This is a genomic window from Nocardia sp. NPDC047654 (assembly GCF_043205035.1).
In the GTDB taxonomy this organism is placed as follows: domain Bacteria; phylum Actinomycetota; class Actinomycetes; order Mycobacteriales; family Mycobacteriaceae; genus Nocardia.
On sequence record NZ_JBIDDF010000004.1, the window covers coordinates 194,177 to 213,296 of the forward strand.

The following is a 19,120-nucleotide window of genomic DNA, read 5'->3' on the forward strand; positions in this document are numbered from 1 at the left end:
ACGATTTGCGCGGAATGCTGCGTCGCCAGGCCGAGGGCCACAATGCCTGGATACACGGCAAGGCCGAAGGCGTCAGAGAAACCGACCGCGTCATCCGGAGAAGCGACCAGGACGGATACGACCGGATCGCGGCCACCCGAAAACCGAGCGATGCCGCGGGCGGTTCGGCTCCTGTCGCCGCACGCTCCGGGCGGACACCGCTCACCGATCTGTCGCATGTGCGGCCCCTGGGTGACCTCTTCGACGGCGCTCGGCGCGGCGATCTCGACGACTACGACCTGACCCGGGAGCTGAGAGGATTACAGCGCAGGTACGGCCCCTATCACCTCGAGGATCTCGGCGCCTGGTACGAACGGTCTTGGGAACGCGAGGACGGAAGCATTCACCCCGACAACGTGGGGTTCACCGCGAAGATCTCCGGCCCCGGCGGAGAAGACGCCGGATCGCTGCTCTACAGCTTCACGCGCGACAACGACGGGAGGCTCGTAGTCACCCATGATTTCACCGAACTGAACGAAGGCTTCACCGGCAAAGGATTCTCCACTGCCTTCGCCGCATCCACAGAGGACTACTTCCGCCGATCGGGCGTGGACAGAATAGAGCTGACCGCCACGAGACTGCGGCAAGACGACTCACTCGACGGCGCGGTCGCCTGGGCCAAGGCCGGCTACGACTGGAATCCGGATCCCGGGAAACTGGCGAAGTCCGTCAACAGCATGAGATCCAGGATCGACTCACTGCTCGACGGGGAAATAGGCACGCTGAGCCCCGCCGACACAGCGCTACTTCAGGACATGCGCACACGATTCGACGGATCGCCGGTGGGATTTCCCTCACCCCAGGAACTGGTCATGCTCACCGGTGACAACCTGAAGCTCGGCGAGGAACTGATGAAAGGATCGACATGGCACGGGATGAAGAAGCTGTGACTCCCACCCCGGAAGAACGTGAGTTCATCGAGGCCCGCGGCAAAGCCAGCTCCACCCACTTCATGCGGTTCGTCACCGAACGCGGCCTCGACACCGACCCCGATACCTGGCCCGCGGCCGACCGGGAAGAATTCGACCGGCAAGCACGCCGACTCATCGAGGAATGGAAAAACCGCGCACGCGAAACCTTCGGCCTGTGAACGCTGCCCGGCCCGCGTACCGCGTGGCGCCCCACCGTAAGTGACGCACGAGTTCGCTCACCGCACGGCGGTGAACAACTCGTAGCCGAGTACCCGGATCTGATGCTCCGGTTCACAGCGCGCCCATAGATACGGCCCAGCGCGCACACAAGTTTCTCTTCGAGGATTCTCTCGCCGGTCCGGAAGCCGCGCAGCCGCGGGGCCCCGCCCAGCCGCCCTGCCCACCGCAGTAGCGGACGGATTGATCACGACGTTCGACAGACGGGAGAGTTGCGCATGTTCCACTGGTTGCCGCCCACGGGCAGCTGGTTGCCCCCCGACGGGCGGTTGGCTGCCCCTGCTGATGTCGATCTGGCCACCGCGTCCGATCTGACCTACGGCGACAGTGGCCGGAAAGCGGCCGAATCCGAGTTCCGGAGCAGCGCCTGGCACGGCCTGGTTCGAACGCGCTCCGTGTCAGCTGTTGTCGACGGCCGATGGGTGTTGGAACCGGATTCGGGCTGCTACCCGTCGACGGCGTAGGTACCGATGAGTCGGCCGTCTCCCATGCTGGCGTCGACGATGGCGGATCTGGCATCGGCCGGTGACGTCCGGGAGTCGACCCGCACGGGGTGGGAGAGGGCGTACACGATGAAGCGGTAGTGGTGGGTGCCGGTTCCCGCGGGTGGGCACGGGCCGAAGTATTCGGCTCGGTTGGCGCTGTTCAGGCTGACCACCCCGCCCGCGGGCGTCTGCCCCTCCGCTGTGGACGTGGTGGCCGGTGGGATATTGCTGACCACCCAGTGGGTGAACAGGCCGCTGGGGGCGTCGGGGTCGTCCACGATGAGGGCGAGACCGGCGGCCTGCGGGGGAGCTGTCCAGGCCAGCGGGGGCGACTCGTTTCTGCCCTCGCAGGTGTAGACCGCCGGGATCGGATCGCCATGGTTGAAAGCGGCACTACGCACCGAGATCTCGGTCGTCGCTGGCATCGCGGCCTCCGCTCGGGTCGAGGATGGGAGTCGAGTCCTGCGATTCGCCTGTCCCGGTCCGTGCGGACGAGCCCGGCGCGCGACGGCGGCGGATACCAGGCGAACCCGGTATGTCGTTGTCAGTCCAGCGTAAGCCGATGAGGTCCGACCGGCCAGGCTCGGCCGCGAACATGCCGTCATCGGTGGTCTTCCGGCGAGTTTTCATGGTCATCGCGCCGAATCGGCTTACTCGGACTCGAGGCGCGATCGTTCCGCGTGAGCATGAATCGCCGACAGCGGGTTCGGCCGCCGTTCGGATGGTCCAGGCACGCGCCGCGGTGGCTGGTCGGTTCGAGATGAGTCGCCGAGAGCCGTGCGGATGGGGCGCGAACGGTGACCGGCTCGCCGATCGCGGGTCGTCAGCTGTTGTGGCACTTCTGCCCCGATGCCGATAGAAGATGACGGCGGCCGCCATCGCGGCCGCCATTCATCAGTCGGACCCCGTCGCCGCCGCTTGTTTCGTTCCGGCGAGCGCCGCGATCGTCTCGATCCGCCCCACCGCGTCGGTGACGATCCTGTCGATCAACTCCTCGCACGTCGGCAGGTCGTCGATGATCCCGGTGACCTGACCCGCGGCGAGCACGCCCGCCTGGGTGTTGCCCTCGACCAATCCGGCGCGCAGCAGCATCGGCGTGTTCGCGGCCATCACGACCTGGGACCAGCTGAGGTCTTTGGTCTTTCGCATGGCCAGGCCGTCGCGAATCATGGTCGACCACTTCATGCCGGTCATGCTCTTGAACCGGGCCGCGTTGCCCACGGCGGCGGTGAGCCCGCGCCAGCGGCCCGAATGCTCCAGCCGCTGCACCAATTCGGTGTTCAGCACGCGGTGCGGCATGCCGTCGACCTTGAGTGACACCACCGTGTCCTGGAGCTGTCGCCGCAGGTACTCCTGCTTGACCGCGTCGGGAACGGTGCTCTCCTGGGTGAGCAGGAACCGGGTGCCCATCGCGACACCCGCCGCGCCATAGGCCAGGGCGGCGGCCAGGCCGCGCCCGTCGAAGAACCCGCCCGCCGCGACGACGGGGATGTCCACCGCGTCCAGCACGGAGGGCAGCAGCAGGGTGGTGGCGACCGGGCCGGTGTGCCCGCCGCCCTCTCCGCCCTGCACGATCACCGCGTCCGCGCCCCAGGACGCCACTTTGACCGCGTGCTTGGCCGCGCCGATGGACGGGATGACCACCACGCCCGCGTCTTTCAATTTCGCGATCAGGTCTTGCTTGGGCGCGAGCGCGAACGACGCGACCGCGACCTTCTCTCGGATCAGCAGATCGATCCGCTCGGGCGCGTCCGCCGCGTCGGCGCGGATGTTCACGCCGAACGGCTTCGCGGTGTGCGATTTGGTCTTCGCGATGGCCGCCTCGAGCTCGGCGAAGGTCATCGTGGCGGAGGCGAGGATGCCGAGCCCGCCCGCTTCGGCGGTGGCCGACACCAGGCTCGGGCCCGCGACCCAGCCCATGCCGGTCTGCACGATCGGGTGTTCGATGCCGACCAGATCGGTCAGCGCGGTGCGCAGGCGCGGGCTCATGACGGGACCTCTGTCTCACGAATCTTCTTGGGGTCGAGCACCTCCCGGATCAGCCGCAGCTCCTCGGCGCTGGGCTGCCGGGTCTCGCCCGCCTCGGCGAGACCGGCGATCTCGAACGAGGTGTTCTCGGCGACCTCGTCGGCGGTGACGCCGGGATGCAGGCTGCGGGCGCGCATGGTGTGGCCGGGGCCCTCGAAATCGAAGACGCCCAGATTGGTCACCACGCGGTGCAGGTGGTGGAAGCGGTAGGCCGGGTTCGCGGCGTCGACCTTGTCGTAGCCCACCCCGGAGACGATGTCGACACTGTCTGTGAAGACGCGATTCGTGTGCCGCGCGACCCAGTAGCTGGTGGCGTGGTTGATCGTGTTGCCCGGCGCGCCGCGCACGCCGAACATCTGCCGGGTCGGCTGCTGGAGCGAGCCGAACGCCGAGAGGTTCTGGTTGCCGAACCGGTCGATCTGGTTGGCGCCCATCACCACGTGCCGCCGCCCGGAGGCCACCACGTCGAAGACCCTCCGGAACGGAATCCAGCCTTCGATCGGTGCCTTTCCGCCCAGCGGGGGCGTGTCGGCGAACAGCAGCGCCTCGCCGTCGGACAGCAGCAGATCCGGTTCGGTGGTGAGTTTGGCCAGGCGCGCGCCGATGATCGACATCGGCGACATCGGGCTGGCCATGATCTCCCCGGCGCCGCTGAAGATCTCGGCGCAGGCGACGGCGCAGATCTCGGCGCGGGTGACGGTTTCGGTGCTGGTCATCACGCCTCCTCGGCGAATCGGCGGACGGCGGCCTGGTACTGCTCCTCGGAGCCGGCCAGGTAGGTGTCGACGAACCGCTGCCACGCCTCCGGCGTCTTCGCGGATTCGACGTAGTGCTTCTGGAACTTCTCGTCCCGGCCGTAGTCGTCTCCGGCCAGGGTGAAGTGCGCGCCACCCGGCGCCTCGACCACGCCGTCCACCATCATGCGGTTGAGCAGCAGCGCTTGCAGCGGAACTGTTTTCACCAGCTCATCGGTCTCCACCACGCGCTCGACCGAGACGTAGCGGCGCTGCGCGGCCAGGCAGAACAGGTCGTCGAAGTACGGGTCGACGCCGGTGTAGGCGGCGTTGCCATGCGCGTCGCCGAGGTTCAGGTGCACCAGCGCGGCATCGAGATTCAGCGCTGGCATGGCGATCAGAGTCTCGGGCGCGCCGTCGACGGAGTAGGGCGATTCGACCGTCTTCAGTTCGCCCTCCCAGAAGTTCGGCACATCGGAGCCGAGCCCGGCGCGGATCGGCAGGAACGGCAGTCGCGCCGCGGCCGCCTCCAGCCCGCACTTGAGCATGCCCTCGTCCATCTCGCGGGCGGTCAACGCGCCGGAGGTGCGCGCCTTGGCGAACCACGGGTCGTAGAACGGCGGCGAATCCAGCGACACGAAGCCGTAGTACGCCTTGCGAACCTTCCCCGCCGAGCACAGCAGCCCGAGGTCGGGCCCGCCGTAACCGACCACGGTCAGATCCGTGATGTCCGAACGCAGGATGGCTCGCACCAGCGCCATCGGCTTGCGCCGTGACCCCCAGCCGCCGATGCCGATGGTCATCCCGCTGCGCAGTTCGCCGACGACCTCGTCGAGCGACATCCGCTTGTCTCGCATGGAAATTCCTCTCTACTGCCCGCTCTTGCGCGCCGCGAGATCGTCGTCGAACCGGGCGCGGATCTCGTCGGCGACGCCGGCGAGGTTGAGTTCGAAGGTGAATCCCTGCTCGTACCGGTAACTGCGGTGCACGTCCTGCACGTCGATGCCGTTCAAGGCCCGCTTGGCCGCCCGGATCACCCGGCCGTCCTTGGCCGCGATGTTCTTGGCCAGCTCCAAGGCGGCGGCGTCGAGTTCGGCGCGCGGCACCACCTGGTAGACCGAGCCGTAGTGGTGCAACTGCTGTGCGGTGATGGTGCTCGCGGTGTAGAACAGCGCCCGCATCAGGTGCTGGGGTACCAGCCGTGCGAGGTGGGTCGCCGCGCCGAGGGCGCCGCGGTCGACCTCGGGAAGCCCGAAGGTGGCGTCGTCGGAGGCGATCACCACATCCGCGTTGCCCACCAGTCCGATGCCGCCGCCGAGGCAGAAGCCCTGGACCACCGCGATCACCGGCACCTGGCACTCGTACACCGCGGCGAACGCCTCGAAGCAGCCGTGATTGGCGTCGATCAGCGCCTGGTGGCCCGGCTTGCTCTGGATCTCCTTGATGTCTACGCCCGCGTTGAACCCACGGTTCTCCGCGCGCAGCACCACCACCTTGGTGTCCGGATCCCGGCCCGCCGCGCGCACTTCGTCGGCGATGGCGAACCAGCCGTCGGTAGGGATGGCGTTGACCGGCGGATAGTCCACCGTGACCAGGCTGATGCCGGTCGATTCGGAGTGGCGGTTGATCCCCATGGCACTTCCCGTCGTGTGTGAACGCATTGGCAAAGCAAGCAGTTGCTTGGTAGGTTAGCACGGTGGCACTCGAAATCGATCTGGCCGAGCGCGTCGTTCTGGTGACCGGCGGCGTGCGCGGCGTCGGCGCGGGCGTGAGCAAGGCGTTCCTGACCGCGGGCGCGACGGTCGTGGCGTGCGCGCGGCGACCGGCGGAGACGCCCGTCGAAGTCGACGGGCGCGCGATCGAGTACATGCCTTGCGATGTGCGGGACGCGAACGCGGTGCGCGCGCTGGTCGAGGGGATCGTCGAGCGCCACGGCCGCCTCGACCATCTGGTCAACAACGCCGGTGGCGCTCCTTTCGCGCTCGCTGCCGACGCGAGCAAGAACTTCCACACCAAGATCGTCGAGCTGAACCTGCTCGCTCCGCTGCTGATGGCGCAGGCCGCCAACGCGGTGATGCAGCGGCAGGACGAGGGCGGCTCGATCGTGAACGTGTCGAGCGTCAGCGGGCACCGTCCGTCGCCGGGCACCGCGGCCTACGGCGCGGCCAAGGCGGGCATGGACAGCCTGACCGGCTCGCTCGCCGTCGAGTGGGCTCCGAAAGTGCGGGTGAACTCGCTGGTGGTTGGCCCGGTGGACACCGAACTGAGTCAGCTGCACTACGGCGATCAGGACGGTGTCGACGCGGTGGGCCGAACCATCCCGCTGGGCCGCATGGCCCGCCCCGACGACGTCGGCCGCTGCGCGGTGTTCCTGGCCTCGCCGCTGGCCGCATACGTCAGCGGCGCGACTCTGCTGGTGCACGGCGGGGGTGAGCGGCCCGCCTTCCTCGCCGCCTCCACCGCCGACCAGCAGTCCTGAACACACCGGAGGGGAGCAGTGCGGTCGGTCGCGGTGGCGGAGCGTGATCATGGCAGGCCTCGCTCATATCGGAAAGGGAGACCGGGCATGAACGTCACGCCCGGAGGCGGCAGCGGAGCGTGACCACCAAAGGCCCCGCTCACATCGGAAAGGGACAAAGTATGGACACCGAGCAGATCTGCGCGGGGCGCGTCGTCATCGTCACCGGCGCGGGCCGGGGCATCGGCCGGGCGCACGCTCTCGCCTTCGCCGCGGCGGGCGCCCGCGTGGTGGTCAACGACATCGGTTCGACGCTGGACGGCGCGGCCACCGCGGAAACGCCCGCCGCTCAGGTGGTCGCGGAGATCGAGGCGCTCGGCGGCCAGGCCGTGGCCAACGGAGACGACGTCGCCGACTGGGAAGGCGCCCGCAATCTCGTCCGCCAGGCCGTCGACACCTTCGGCAGGCTGGACGTGCTGGTCAACAACGCCGGTTTCGTGCGCGACCGGATGTTGGTCAACCTGAGCGAGGACGAGTGGGACGCCGTGGTGCGCGTGCACTTGAAGGGGCATTTCGCCACCATGCGGCATGCGATCGAGTACTGGCGCGCGGAGGCCAAGGCGGGCCGTCCGGTCGACGGCCGGATCATCAACACCAGCTCCGGAGCGGGTCTGCAAGGCAGCGTGGGGCAGAGCAATTACGGCGCCGCCAAGGCGGGCATCGCGGGCCTGACGCTGACAGCGGCGGCCGAATTCGCGCGCTACGGCGTGACGGTGAACGCGATCGCCCCGTCCGCGCGCACCAGGATGACCGAGACGGTGTTCGCGGACATGATGGCCAGACCGGAGGACGGCTTCGACGCGATGGCGCCGGAGAACGTGTCTCCGCTGGTGGTGTGGCTGGGCAGCACCCGGTCGGCGGCGGTGACGGGACGGGTGTTCGAGGTCGAGGGCGGCAAGGTGGCGCTGGCCGACGGCTGGCGGCACGGGGTGGCCGTGGACCGCGGCGCGCGCTGGGATCCGGCCGAACTCGGCCCCGTCGTGGCCGATCTGATCGCCAAGGCGACTCCGCCGGAGCCGGTGTACGGGGCCTGATCGGCTTCGCCCCTTCCGGGGCGCGTTCACGGAACGGGGTCTAATATGGGCACCCATCCGTTCGGAAAGTCCCGTGTGAGAGTGGCGACCGGGCACAGAACTGCGCTTCGACTGATGAGGGGAAGGCTCGGCGCATGGCAGGAGGTCGCGCATTCCGTGCGCTGGCAGCAGCCTGCGCCGTCGCGGGTTGCGCGCTGCTCGGCAGCCCAGCCGTCGCCGCCGCGCAACCTTCCTGCCCCTCGTGCGTCGCGGACCCCGTCCCGCCGCCCTATGACAGCGGTGATCCCTGGTATTCGCTGACCGTGCCCGGGCAGGAGGCGGAGGTCAGCGCGGCTCCGGCCCATCCGACCGCCGGAAGCGACTCGGCCGCAGCGGGTTCGGCGGCGGCTGGTTCCGCCGGGTCGGGTTCGGTGCTGGGTTCCGGTTCGGCTGGTCTCGGGGTGGTGCTCGGTTCCGGTTCGGCCGGTCTCGCGCTCGTCCTCGGTTCCGGTTCAGCCGGTCTCGGCGTAGTGCTCGGAGCCGGGTCGGCGGCCCTCGGCTCGGCCGCGGCCGGCTCCGCGGTCCTCGGTTCCGGTTCGGCCGCACTGGGTGCCGGTTCCGTCTTGCTGGGCGGTACCGGCTCCGCCGCGTTGGGTACGGGCTCGGCGGTTGTGGGTGGCACCGGTTCCGCTGTGTCGGGTACGGGTTCTGCCGCGTTGGGCACCGGTTCCGCCGCGACCGGTTCGGCCGCAACGGGTTCTGCCGCGTTGGGTGCGGGCTCGGCGGTTGTGGGTGGTACCGGTTCGGCTGTGTTGGGTACGGGTTCTGCCGCGTTGGGTGCGGGTTCCGCCGTCCTCGGCGGCACCGGTTCCGCCGCGGTCGGTTCGGCAGGCCTCGGTTCCGCAGGTGTCGGATCCGCCGCGACCGGTTCGGCCGCAACGGGTTCCGCCGCCGTGGGATCGGCGGCCGCCGGTTCCGCGAGTCCCCTACTGCTGTTGTTGATTCCACTCCCGCAGGCGACCGCTCCGCCCGCCCCCGCGCTGCCACCGGTGACCGTTCCTCCGGCAGCTACGCCCGGCGCACCGAAAATCTCACCGATTCCGGTGGCCGCGCCGACGATTCCGCAGCTCGCCGCACCAGCGCCCGACTTCTCCGCACCAGCGCCCGGCCTTGCCGCCCCCGCGCCGCCGCAGGCGCGGCAGCCCGCGACTCCAGCGCTCCTCCCGACCAACTCCACCGACGCCCTTCCCGCGACGGAACCGCTGCCGGTGATCGGTGGCCTGATCGCGCTCGGCCTCGCGGGAGCGGGATCCGGCGTGATCAGCTTCCGGAGCGCGGCGGCCGCGCAGGCCAGGATCGACACCGCCCGTGCCCAGTTCTTCCCGAGGCCGTGAGGGGGCAGCAGATGAGCGTGAGCCGCATACGCGGTGACCTGCGGTCCTACCGCCGAGTCGCCGCCGCCGTCGACGCGGTGTGCGCGGTGGCGGCCGACTTCGACGCGACCACCCTCGACGAAGTCGTTCACGCGATCGCGGGCGAGCGGCGTCGTGAGATCGAAATCGCCAGTGCGCGATTGGGTCCCGGAGTCTGCGGGCAGCGCCGTCGCTATCCCGACCGCGACGTGATCGTGCTCGCCGAGACACTGCCGAGCCGCGAGCACACCCTCGCGCACGAACTGGGTCACATCGTCTTCGACCATGAAGGCGTGCCGGCGCCGGAAGTGACGCTGGAGGCGAGCGACGACCTGATCGCCTACATGCTCAGCCGGCGCGCGTATCAGCGGATCGTCGACGACGGCGCCGACGAGCTCGCCGAATGGGAGGCCGAGACGTTCGCCGCCATGCTGATGACCCGATTGCGCGTGTTCAACAGCCGGGGCGCGGGTGTCTCGGTGCTCCGATTCGACGAGGCGCTCGGATGACCCTGTGGTCGACTGCTCTGCTGGTCTGGATGGCCGCCGGCGCTCGGGTGGGTCGCGTCCTGGTCAAGCCCGCGACCACGGCCCGGGTGGCCATCGTCGTCGCGGTCGCCGCCGTCGCGCTCGCCGCGACCTTCGCGGTGCCCGAGATCGCTGTCGCGCTGGATAATCTCGTCCCGGGCGGCGTGCCCGCGGGCCGACTGTCCGACGGCGTCGTCACCGCGAGCTGGATCGCCTTCACCACGGCCACCTCGGTGGTCGCCTCGGCCGCCTGGCCGGTGGTGTCGCGGCGCAACCTGCGGCAGGTCGCCCTGGTCGTCTACGGCGTCGGTCTTTGCGCGGTGATGGTCACGCTGACCTGGTCGTACACCTTCGGGTGGTCGACGGTTTCCGCGGGGAGCGTGTTCGTCGTCGTCACCGGTCTGCGCACTCTGGACTGGACCGCGCTGGGTCGTGGTATCGCGTTCTACACGGCGGGCACGGCGGTGGTCGCACTGCTCGCGGCGGGTCGGGTCCGGCGCGCGTTACAGCACGCGCCCCCGGCCGCGCCCGGTACTCCCTCTTGGGCATGGTCGCTCTGGGGACTCGCGAGCCTGCTCATCGCGCTCGGCGCGGTGTGGATCGTGGTGGAACTCTGGGTGCGCGCGCGGGTGCTGCTGCGCCGGATCCGCTCGCTGCACCGGACCATGGTCGGACGCTTCCCCGAGGTGGTCGCCCACGAACAGAGTGGATTCTCCACGCAGCTCAAAGCTTCCGACCAGGTGGCGCAGATCATCGACGCGTTGTATCTACAGTCCGGCGGGGGTCTCGTGCTGGCGGAACTGGCGTCGCCGCCTTCCTCGGTGGCGGACCGGGCCGCCCGGGTGGCGCGGTGGGCGCACGACCCGGCGGGGGAGACCCTTGTAGACGCACGATGGATTGCTCCGCCCGAAGGCATTAGTCCCCGCGGGTGGGTCCAGGCCGTAGCACGGGCCTATCGGGCGAGCGCATCCGCACCCGCGCGAAATTGATCAACTTCGCGCGAATCCGATCAATCTGACGCAAATGTGCGCGACCGATCGGACTATTCGGACAGACCGGTTGGATCGGAAATCTCCTTCAGGGCGAAGCGCGGCCGACGAACCACCCCCGAATGTACTTATCCGACGCCCGATCCGAAGCGCAGCGCTAACCGACGCGCGTCCGTGCCCCAATTTCTCGGGGCACGGACGCGCGCCGGTTGTGTGCTGTGCCCGCATACGCGCGCATAACACAGCACAGTGCGACCCCTAGGGGCCGCACTGTGCTGCCGTGCAGGAGAACCTATTCGGTGCCATCCGGAGGAATTTCGGGCAAGCCCTCGCTTGCCCGCAACTTCTCCGCCATAGACGTGAGCAGATTCTGTGATTCTTCGGACAAGTCGAACGCTCTACTCGACAGCCGTCGCAGTCCATAGCCCTGCAGCTGGGACAGCAGCTCCAGATCGTGATCGATCTTGGCGGCATAGATGTCGTTGAAGAAGTAGTCCGGCTTGACTTTGAAGAACTTCGCCAGGGCGGCCACCGTCTCATCCGACGGGTTCGTCCGTTGTCCCGACCGCAACTGCGACAGGTACGGTTTCGAGATCGGATGTCCGGAGGCCGTCAGCGCCGCCGCAACCTCCGCGTTGGTGTGCGGCTTACGCCCCGGGGGATGCACGGTTTCGAACAGCTTGTTCAGCCGCGCCGCGAAATCAGCCATTGTGAGCCGCCCAATTCCCTTCGCTGTACTAACAGTCGTTATCTCGGATACGTATCATTGATATTAGCGGCTCAGTAACTGAAAACCTACGCCTGATTCCGGATTTCCTTGAAGCTTCTAGGTCGGATGGCGGCGAAGGGGCTGGGACGGTCGGGTTTGCGGGTCACCCCAAGGCCTCTCGAGAACCCGCGGTACGAACCGGTTCTGGCCCGTCGCTGCGGTCTCGGGAGAGGGGGTCTTGATAGCCGCAAGATAGCTGACATCTCATGAACTGGGCGGTACATGGGTTTGTGTGGCGTACGACACGTTTGCGCCCGTGGGGGATGAACGTTCAACCAACGCACGCGAAATGGTTGAAGTCACAAACGTTCGATGATCGTTCCTGTCGCGAGTGCGCCACCGGCACACATGAGAACCATTGCGGTACTGCGATCGGAGCGCTCCAGTTCGTGCAAAGCCGTTGTGATGAGACGCGATCCGGTGGAGCCGACCGGATGTCCGAGGGCGATGGCACCGCCGTTGACATTAACCCGGTCCATGTCCGGCTGGTGTACAGAGGCCCACGAAAGTGCGACCGACGCGAACGCTTCGTTGATCTCGAAAAGGTCGATGTCGCCGATATTCATGCCGGACCGCTCCAGCAGCCTGCTGCACGCCTGCACCGGGCCGTCGAGGTGGAACTCCGGCTCCGCGCCGACCACCGCTTGGGTGACGATCCGCGCTCGCGGCCGCAATCCGGCTCGCTGCGCTGCCTTTTCGTCCATCAGCAGCACGGCGGCGGCGCCGTCGGAGATCTGCGAGGACGATCCGGCGGTGTGCACGCCGCCCTCCAGCACCGGCTTCAGCTTCGCCAAGCCCTCGACGGTGGTCTCGCGCAGACCCTGATCTCGCGACACATCGAGCTTTTCGCCGGTCGGGTTGCCTTCCTTGTCGACGGCGGGCGCGGTGACGGTGAGCACCTCGCGATCGAACCGGCCTTCCGCCCATGCCTGCCCGGCCAGGCGCTGCGAGCGCGCGCCGAACGCGTCCACATCCGCGCGAGTGATACCGCGCCGCTTGGCGATTCGTTCGGCCGCCTCGAACTGGTTGGGCAGGTCGATGTTCCACGAGGCGGGCCTGCGCGGCCCGGCGTTCTCGCCGACGTTGGCGCCCAGCGGAACCCGGCTCATCGCCTCCACGCCGCAGGCCATGCCGATCTCGATGGCGTCGGCCGCGATCAGGCCCGCGATCAGATGGTTGGCCTGCTGGGCCGATCCGCACTGGGTGTCGATCGTGGTGGCACCGACCTGCCAGGGCAGGCCCGCGTGCAGCCAGGCGACCCGGGTGACGTTGTTGGACTGCTCGCCGGCCTGGGTGACGCAGCCGCCGATGACCTGTTCGACCAGTGCCGGGTCCAGATGTGCGCGCTCGAGCAGCCCGCGCTGGGCCGCGCCCAGCAGTTCGGCCGCGTGCAGCCCTGACAGCCAGCCGCCGCGCTTGCCGATCGGGGTGCGTGCGGCCTCGACGATCACGGGTGTGCCCATGTCCAACCTCTCTTTACGGGACAGAAAACTGAAACGCGTTCATAGCACTTGCCAGGGGCGGATCTGTCCGGTTTCTTTCCTCATTCTCGCGCCTGTGCTTCAATGATTATAGAACGTGTTTCAGTTTGTCGAAGGAGACATCTGGTGGTAGACACTCGGAATGCCCGGCCGAATCTCCCGGACGGGTTCGACGTTACGGACCCGGACATCTACGCCGAGCGTGTTCCGGTCCAAGAGTTCGCCGAACTGCGCCGGACCGCGCCGATCTGGTGGAACCCGCAGTCGCCGGAGGTCAGCGGCTTCCACGACGACGGCTTCTGGGTGGTGAGCAAGCACGCCGACGTCAAGGAGGTCTCGCGGCGCAGCGATGTGTTCTCCAGCTACGAGAACACCGCGATCCCGCGATTCAACGACGACATCGCCCGGGAGCAGATCGAACTGCAGCGGATCGTCCTGTTGAACATGGACGCGCCCGAGCACACCAAGCTGCGCAAGATCATCTCTCGCGGCTTCACCCCGCGCGCCATCAACGGCCTGCGCGCGGAGCTGTCGGCCCGCGCGGAATCCATCGTGAAGGCGGCCGCCGAGGCGGGCTCCGGTGACTTCGTCACCCAGATCGCGTGCGAACTGCCGCTGCAGGCCATCGCCGAGCTGATCGGCGTCCCGCAGGAAGACCGGATGAAGGTCTTCACCTGGTCGAACGACATGACCGGCTACGACGACCCGGAGAGCACCGCCGACCCGGTCGCGGCGTCCGCCGAGATCCTGGGTTACGCCTACCAGATGGCGGCCTCCCGCAAGCAGTGTCCGGCCGACGACCTTGTCACCACGCTGATCGAGGCCGATGTCGACGGTGACAAGCTGAGCGAGGAGGAGTTCGGCTTCTTCGTGATCATGCTCGCGGTCGCGGGCAACGAGACCACCCGCAACGCCATCTCGCACGGCATGATGGCGTTCCTGGAGAACCCGGACCAGTGGGAGCTGTTCAAGAAGGAGCGCCCGGCCACGGCCGCCGACGAGATCATCCGGTGGGCCACGCCGGTCACCTCGTTCCAGCGGACCGCGCTGGAGGACACCGAGCTGGGCGGCGTGCAGATCAAGAAGGGCCAGCGGGTGGTCATGCTCTACCGCTCGGCCAACTTCGACGAGGACGTCTTCGACCACCCGGAGAAGTTCGACATCATGCGCACGGACAACCCGCACCTGGCCTTCGGTGGCACCGGCGCGCACTTCTGCATCGGGGCGAACCTCGCCCGGCTGGAGATCGACCTGATCTTCAACGCCATCGCCGATCATCTGCCCGACATCAGCAAGATCGCCGACGCGAAGCGGCTGCGTTCGGGCTGGCTGAACGGCATCAAGGAGTTCCCGGTCGACTACAAGACCTGCCCGGTCGCGCACTGAGACACGAGAAAGGGCCCTCGCACCAGCACGGTGCGAGGGCCCTTTCGTATGACCTCAACCGACCGGACGCGCGGTCTTCATGGCGCGATCGACCTCCCAGAACGCGCGCAGCGCGGTGATCTTGCCGTCGTCGTCCACCCGGTAGGTGAATACGCCGTCGGCGTCGATCAGGTGACCGCCGATGGTGCTGCGGATGGTGCCGGTGAAGGCGACTTCGTTGCCGCAGGCGAACGAGTCGTCGAACAGGAACTCGATCAGCTCGGTCTTCGCGATGGCCATGTCCCAGAACGCGGCGATGGCATCCGTGCCGCGGTGGCCCTTGCCCTCCGGATCGAAGCCGGATGGGCCGATCGGGTCCTCCACGATGCCGTCGGTGGCGAACAGCGCGACCCAGGCCTGCTTGTCCCGTGCTCGCACGGCGGCCTGTGAGGCCAGGCCGGCAGCCCTGGCCGGATGCTCGGTTGCGGTGGTCATACGGCCTCCCTTGGCCAGCGGGTCGTCATCGTTCGGCGAGGACGGGTTCGGCGATGTACTGCTCGGCGAATTTGCGCAGCGAGTCCTGCTTGGCGGACAGTTCGCCGTCGAATCCGATGCCGTCGGCCAGCCAGGGCACCACGATCGCGTCGGTGACGCCCGCGTCGGCCAGGTCCTGGTAGCCGGAGCGGCCGAACCGGTCGACGCACACCGCCTGGATCTCGAACGGCTCGCCGGATCGGCCGAACTCGACGCGCAGCGCGTCGAGCTTGCCGATGGTGCCGCGCAGCTCCTCGTAGGTCATCATCGCCGAGGTCCAGCCGTCGCCCACCCGCGCCGCGCGCCGCAGTGCCGCGTCGGTGTGCCCGCCGATGTAGAACGGCACCGGCTCGCTCGGCGCCGGGCTGATCTGCAACGGATCGAAGTCGAAGAACTCGCCGTGATACTCGGTCATGCCACCGGCCAGTACCAGTTTGATGACCTCGATCATCTCGTCCACCCGGGCGCCGCGCCGCGCGAAGGGCACCCCGCACCACTCGAATTCCTCGGGCGCCCAGCCGATTCCGACTCCGAAGCCGAAGCGGTTACCCGACAGGTTGGCCACCGAGCCGACCTGCCGGGCCAGCAGCAGCGGATTGCGGGAACCCAGCTTGAGCACGTTCGTGTAGAAGCGGATGCGGCTGGTGACAGCCGCCATGGCGGTCGCGCCGATGAGCGGGTCGACCCACGGCGTGTCCGGGCCCCAGAACCTGCTCCCGTCGGCGGTGTAGGGGTACTTCGCCGCCGCCGACTTCATGTAGAACAGCGAGTCCGGCAGTGCGATCGACGAGAACCCGCACTCCTCGGCGGTTTTCGCGAGTTCGGTCAGCTGGTCCAGTGGACTCAGCGCGATGCCGACGGTGAACTTCAGCGGCGTCACCGCCGCTCCGATCCGACCACCCACATCGAGAAGTACTGCGACCCGCCGCCGTAGGCGTGACCGAGCGCTTTACGCGCACCCTCGACCTGATAGTCCCCGGCCCGCTGCATGACCTGCTTGGCGGCCTCGGCGAACCGGATCAGTCCGGAGGCGCCGATCGGGTTGGACGAGAGCACGCCGCCGGACGGATTGACCGGAAGAGCGCCGCCGATCTCGGTCTCGCCCTTGTCGGTGAGCTTCCACCCGTCGCCCTGCGGCGCGAAGCCGAGGTTCTCCAGCCACATCGGTTCGAACCAGGAGAACGGGACGTAGATCTCGGCCACGTCGATCTCTTCGAGCGGGTTGGTGATACCCGCCGCCTCCCACAGCGCGGCGGCCGCGTCCCGGCCCGCTTGGGGATTGACCTGGTCGCGTCCGGCGAAGGTGGTCGGTTCGGTGCGCATCGCGGTGGCGTGCACCCAGGCGACCTTGCGGCCGGTGGCCTCGACCGCCTCGGCGGCCTCCGCGTCGCCGAGCACGATCGCGCACGCGCCGTCGGAGGAGGGGCAGGTCTCGTCGAAGCGGATCGGATCCCACAGCATCTGCGAGGCGAGCACCGATTCCATCGTGATGTCGGGCTGCTTCAGATGCGCGAGCGGATTCTTGGCGCCGTTGCGGCGATCCTTCGCCGCGACCATGGCGCCGATATGGCCCGGTGCGTTGGAGCGCCGGATGTAGGAGCGCACGTGCGGAGCGAAGTACCCGCCCGCGCCCGCGCCGACCGGCATGGTGAACGGGACCGGAATCGACAACGCCCACATGGCGTTCGACTCCGACTGCTTCTCCCACGCCACCGCGAGCACGCGCTTGTGCACGCCCGCCTGCACCAGATTGGTCGCGACGATGCCGGTGGAGCCGCCCACCGAACCGGCGGTGTGCACCCGCAGCAGCGGCTTTCCGGTGGCGCCGAGCGCGTCCGCCATGAACAGCTCGGGCATCATGACGCCCTCGAATCCGTCCGGCGCCTTGCCGACCACGACCGCGTCGATATCGGCGATGGTGAGACCGGCGTCGGCGAGCGCACGATCGATGGCCTCGCGGCACATCCCCGCCATGGACACGTCGGTCCGTTTCGTCACGTGATGGGTTTGTCCGGTGCCGAGCACCGCCGCTGGCAAGCTCATCGGTTCTCCGATCCCAAGACGGTCACAAGGTTCTGCTGAAGCGCCGGGCCGCTGGTGGCATGGGCCAGCGCGCGATTCGCCGAGCCCGCGATGATCGCTTCGGCCGCGAAGCCGATGCGCTCCAGGCCCGCGGCGAACATCGGGTGGGCCGCGAGCGCGCCGCCGGACGGATTCACCTTCGTGCCGTTCTTCAGCCCGATCGCCTCGGCGAGGATCAGCTGCTGATGACTGAACGGCGCGTGCAACTCGGCGATATCGAAATCGCTGACGTCGCCGCCGGTGACCGCCTTGGCCGCGGCCGCTGTCGACGGCGAGACGGTGAGGTCGCGCGCACCGAGCACGGGAGTATCGATTCGATGCGCCATGCCGGTGATCCACGCGGGGCGCTCGCACAGTTCGCGAGCGCGGTCGCCGACAGCGAGCACGATCGCGGCCGCGCCGTCGGTGATCGGCGCGATGTCGTGCGCGCGCAGCGGATCGGCGACGTACGGCTGGTCGAGCAGGCTGTCGGCGTCACCGGACTCGCCAGCTGCCACGGCCGCCATGTCGCGCTCGGTCCAGCGGCCCGCGTCGAGACCGGCGCGCGCTTGCAGGCCCGCGATGGACCATGCGTCCGGCCACAGCGGCGCGACGACGTACGGGTCCAGCTGCATGGTGAGCACCTGGCGCAGCGTGCCCGCGGAGGACTTGCCGAAGCCGTACACCAGCGCCGTCTTCGCCTGTCCCGAACGCAGTTTCACCCATGCCTCGTACAGCGCCCAGGCCGCGTCCATCTCCACGTGCGATTCGTTGATCGGCGGCACCGCGCCGATGGCGTCGATCGCCGAGATGAACGAGAAGGCCCGTCCGGCAAGGTAATCGGACGAGCCGGAGCACCAGAAGTCGATATCGGACTTGGTGATGCCGAGCCGGTCGTAGAGCTGCTGGAAGCAGGGCACCAGCATCTCGACACCGTTGGTGGTGCCGAAGGTCTCCGGCACGTGCGGCGCGTGGGCGAAACCCACGACCGCGATGTCGGTGGCGTTGTCAGTCAACGTGCGCCTCTCTCAGAGGTGATGGGAGTAGGTCTCGTAATCGGCGTCCGGCTCGCCGGTGGGACGGAAGTGGTCCACGTTCTCCAGGCCGTAGCCCCACTCCTCGCGCGGCTTCCACACCGCCTCCACCCGCATGCCCATGCGCACCTCGCTCGCGTCACAGCCGAGCACCAGGTGCAGCACCGGGATGTCCGCGCCGTCCAGCAGCACATAGGCCGCGACGTACGGCGGCTTGATCCGCTGCCCGAGGAACGGCACGTTGACGATGCAGAAGGTGGTCACCGTGCCGCGGTCGGACAACTCGATGTACTCGTCGGTCGGCCTGCCGTCGGTCGGGTTCGCGCCGCGCGGCGGGAAGTAGACCTTGCCCCCGGCGTCGGTGCGCGCGCCGATCAGCTTGCCTTCGGCGAGTCCGCGCAGGTAGACGGTCTCCTGCGGCGAGGCGGTGTGCTTGTAGGACAGATCGACCGGCGTGACGAGCATGGTGACCGGCTCGGCCCCGGCGGACGCCACCGGCGCGGCGGGCTTCTCGCCCGGCTCGAAGCAGACGATGTCACGGATGCTGCCCTCGGTCTGCTCGGCCCACCGGGCGGTGACCCGCAAGCCTTTCCGAATGTCCTCGGGCCCGGCCACGTCGACCGCGTGCAGCAGCGTCGTGTCCGCGCCGTCCAATCGGATCAGCGCCCAGGCGAAGGGGCGGTCGAACGGCTGGCCGGGCAGCGGCTCGCGCACCCAGGTCCAGGATTCGACGGTGCCGGTGTCGGCGACGTCGACGAATTCGGTCAGCGGTTCGGCGGTGATCGGATCGTATTCCGGCGGCGGCACGATCACCCGTCCGTCCGAGCCGCGCGCGCCGACGATCTTGTGATCGCGCAACCGGGTCAAGAATGTCCCGATGGTGGAGCCGACGGAGCGGGTGTAGTCGAAACGCACCCGTAGGGGCGCGCTGAGTACATCGGGCACGGCCGCTGTGTTCAATGCCGTGCCGCTACCACCAGCGA

At 68.4% G+C, this 19,120-nt stretch carries 20 protein-coding genes; 8 read left to right on the forward strand and 12 right to left on the reverse strand.

The genetic code is table 11. The annotated features are described in order from the left end of the window. Positions 1–14 precede the first annotated feature (14 nt). Together ACGF7Y_RS16595 and ACGF7Y_RS16600 are read left to right on the forward strand one after the other, a co-directional pair. Entirely contained in the window at positions 15–929 is a 915-nt protein-coding gene (locus ACGF7Y_RS16595; protein ID WP_393234416.1) for a hypothetical protein, read from the forward strand. Beyond that, complete coding sequence (locus tag ACGF7Y_RS16600) at positions 905–1,129, forward strand: hypothetical protein (RefSeq protein ID WP_393234418.1); 225 nt, start codon at positions 905–907, stop codon at positions 1,127–1,129. The genes ACGF7Y_RS16595 and ACGF7Y_RS16600 overlap by 25 nt, the downstream gene beginning before the upstream one ends. 503 nt (positions 1,130–1,632) lie before the next feature. Here ACGF7Y_RS16600 and ACGF7Y_RS16605 read toward each other — a convergent pair. From ACGF7Y_RS16605 to ACGF7Y_RS16625, 5 genes are all read right to left on the reverse strand, one after another. Then, entirely contained in the window at positions 1,633–2,097 is a 465-nt protein-coding gene (locus tag ACGF7Y_RS16605; RefSeq protein ID WP_393234421.1) for a YbhB/YbcL family Raf kinase inhibitor-like protein, read from the reverse strand. Positions 2,098–2,566: 469 nt separating this feature from the next. Continuing rightward, positions 2,567–3,661 (reverse strand): NAD(P)H-dependent flavin oxidoreductase, encoded by a 1,095-nt coding sequence (locus tag ACGF7Y_RS16610; protein WP_393234424.1) that lies wholly within the window; start codon positions 3,659–3,661, stop codon positions 2,567–2,569. Then, entirely contained in the window at positions 3,658–4,416 is a 759-nt protein-coding gene (locus ACGF7Y_RS16615) for a CoA-transferase subunit beta (RefSeq protein ID WP_393234426.1), read from the reverse strand. Before ACGF7Y_RS16615 ends, ACGF7Y_RS16610 begins: the two co-directional genes overlap by 4 nt. Then, entirely contained in the window at positions 4,416–5,291 is an 876-nt protein-coding gene (locus ACGF7Y_RS16620) for a CoA transferase subunit A (protein ID WP_393234429.1), read from the reverse strand. The genes ACGF7Y_RS16615 and ACGF7Y_RS16620 overlap by 1 nt, the downstream gene beginning before the upstream one ends. Positions 5,292–5,303: 12 nt before the next feature. Continuing rightward, the gene (locus ACGF7Y_RS16625) at positions 5,304–6,068 is read right to left on the reverse strand and encodes an enoyl-CoA hydratase family protein (RefSeq protein ID WP_393234431.1); all 765 of its coding nucleotides are present in this window, start codon (positions 6,066–6,068) and stop codon (positions 5,304–5,306) included. A gap of 62 nt (positions 6,069–6,130) precedes the next feature. On the opposite strand from ACGF7Y_RS16625, the gene ACGF7Y_RS16630 reads away from it, so the two are divergent. From ACGF7Y_RS16630 to ACGF7Y_RS16650, 5 genes are all read left to right on the forward strand, one after another. Next, positions 6,131–6,913, forward strand: coding sequence for an SDR family oxidoreductase (locus ACGF7Y_RS16630; protein ID WP_393234434.1), 783 nt, complete (start codon positions 6,131–6,133; stop codon positions 6,911–6,913). Positions 6,914–7,074: 161 nt separating this feature from the next. Then, positions 7,075–7,986 carry an SDR family oxidoreductase gene (locus tag ACGF7Y_RS16635; protein ID WP_393234437.1) on the forward strand — a complete coding sequence of 304 codons (912 nt, stop codon included), beginning with the start codon at positions 7,075–7,077 and terminating at the stop codon, positions 7,984–7,986. 134 nt (positions 7,987–8,120) lie between these two features. Next, positions 8,121–9,359 carry a hypothetical protein gene (locus tag ACGF7Y_RS16640; RefSeq protein ID WP_393234439.1) on the forward strand — a complete coding sequence of 413 codons (1,239 nt, stop codon included), beginning with the start codon at positions 8,121–8,123 and terminating at the stop codon, positions 9,357–9,359. Between the two features lie 11 nt (positions 9,360–9,370). Beyond that, entirely contained in the window at positions 9,371–9,886 is a 516-nt protein-coding gene (locus ACGF7Y_RS16645; protein ID WP_393234442.1) for an ImmA/IrrE family metallo-endopeptidase, read from the forward strand. Then, the gene (locus tag ACGF7Y_RS16650; RefSeq protein ID WP_393234444.1) at positions 9,883–10,893 is read left to right on the forward strand and encodes a hypothetical protein; all 1,011 of its coding nucleotides are present in this window, start codon (positions 9,883–9,885) and stop codon (positions 10,891–10,893) included. Before ACGF7Y_RS16645 ends, ACGF7Y_RS16650 begins: the two co-directional genes overlap by 4 nt. A 292-nt stretch (positions 10,894–11,185) precedes the next feature. Here the strand turns inward: ACGF7Y_RS16650 and ACGF7Y_RS16655 are convergent, their stop codons facing one another. Beyond that, on the reverse strand, positions 11,186–11,602 hold the full coding sequence (locus ACGF7Y_RS16655) for a helix-turn-helix domain-containing protein (RefSeq protein WP_011207048.1): 417 nt from the start codon (positions 11,600–11,602) through the stop codon (positions 11,186–11,188). A 359-nt stretch (positions 11,603–11,961) separates the two neighbouring features. Next, positions 11,962–13,125, reverse strand: a complete 1,164-nt coding sequence (locus ACGF7Y_RS16660) for a steroid 3-ketoacyl-CoA thiolase (protein ID WP_062968730.1) — start codon at positions 13,123–13,125, stop codon at positions 11,962–11,964. Between the two features lie 102 nt (positions 13,126–13,227). Between ACGF7Y_RS16660 and ACGF7Y_RS16665 the strand changes: the two genes are divergently transcribed. Further along, a complete protein-coding gene (locus tag ACGF7Y_RS16665; RefSeq protein ID WP_393234450.1) occupies positions 13,228–14,529 on the forward strand; it encodes a cytochrome P450 in 1,302 nt (433 codons plus the stop codon). Positions 14,530–14,583: 54 nt separating this feature from the next. Here ACGF7Y_RS16665 and ACGF7Y_RS16670 read toward each other — a convergent pair whose 3' ends face one another. Genes ACGF7Y_RS16670 through ACGF7Y_RS16690 form a run of 5 tightly spaced genes read right to left on the reverse strand, consistent with a single transcriptional unit; the run spans position 14,584 to position 19,082 of the window. Next, complete coding sequence (locus ACGF7Y_RS16670; protein WP_393234453.1) at positions 14,584–15,003, reverse strand: nuclear transport factor 2 family protein; 420 nt, start codon at positions 15,001–15,003, stop codon at positions 14,584–14,586. Positions 15,004–15,028: 25 nt separating this feature from the next. Further along, positions 15,029–15,913, reverse strand: a complete 885-nt coding sequence (locus ACGF7Y_RS16675; RefSeq protein WP_393234673.1) for a TIGR03619 family F420-dependent LLM class oxidoreductase — start codon at positions 15,911–15,913, stop codon at positions 15,029–15,031. A gap of 5 nt (positions 15,914–15,918) precedes the next feature. Further along, entirely contained in the window at positions 15,919–17,085 is a 1,167-nt protein-coding gene (locus ACGF7Y_RS16680) for a thiolase domain-containing protein (protein ID WP_063049306.1), read from the reverse strand. Beyond that, entirely contained in the window at positions 17,082–18,119 is a 1,038-nt protein-coding gene (locus ACGF7Y_RS16685; RefSeq protein ID WP_393234457.1) for a thiolase domain-containing protein, read from the reverse strand. The genes ACGF7Y_RS16680 and ACGF7Y_RS16685 overlap by 4 nt, the downstream gene beginning before the upstream one ends. A gap of 12 nt (positions 18,120–18,131) precedes the next feature. Continuing rightward, the gene (locus ACGF7Y_RS16690; protein ID WP_393234460.1) at positions 18,132–19,082 is read right to left on the reverse strand and encodes a Zn-ribbon domain-containing OB-fold protein; all 951 of its coding nucleotides are present in this window, start codon (positions 19,080–19,082) and stop codon (positions 18,132–18,134) included. Between the last annotated feature and the right edge of the window lie 38 nt (positions 19,083–19,120).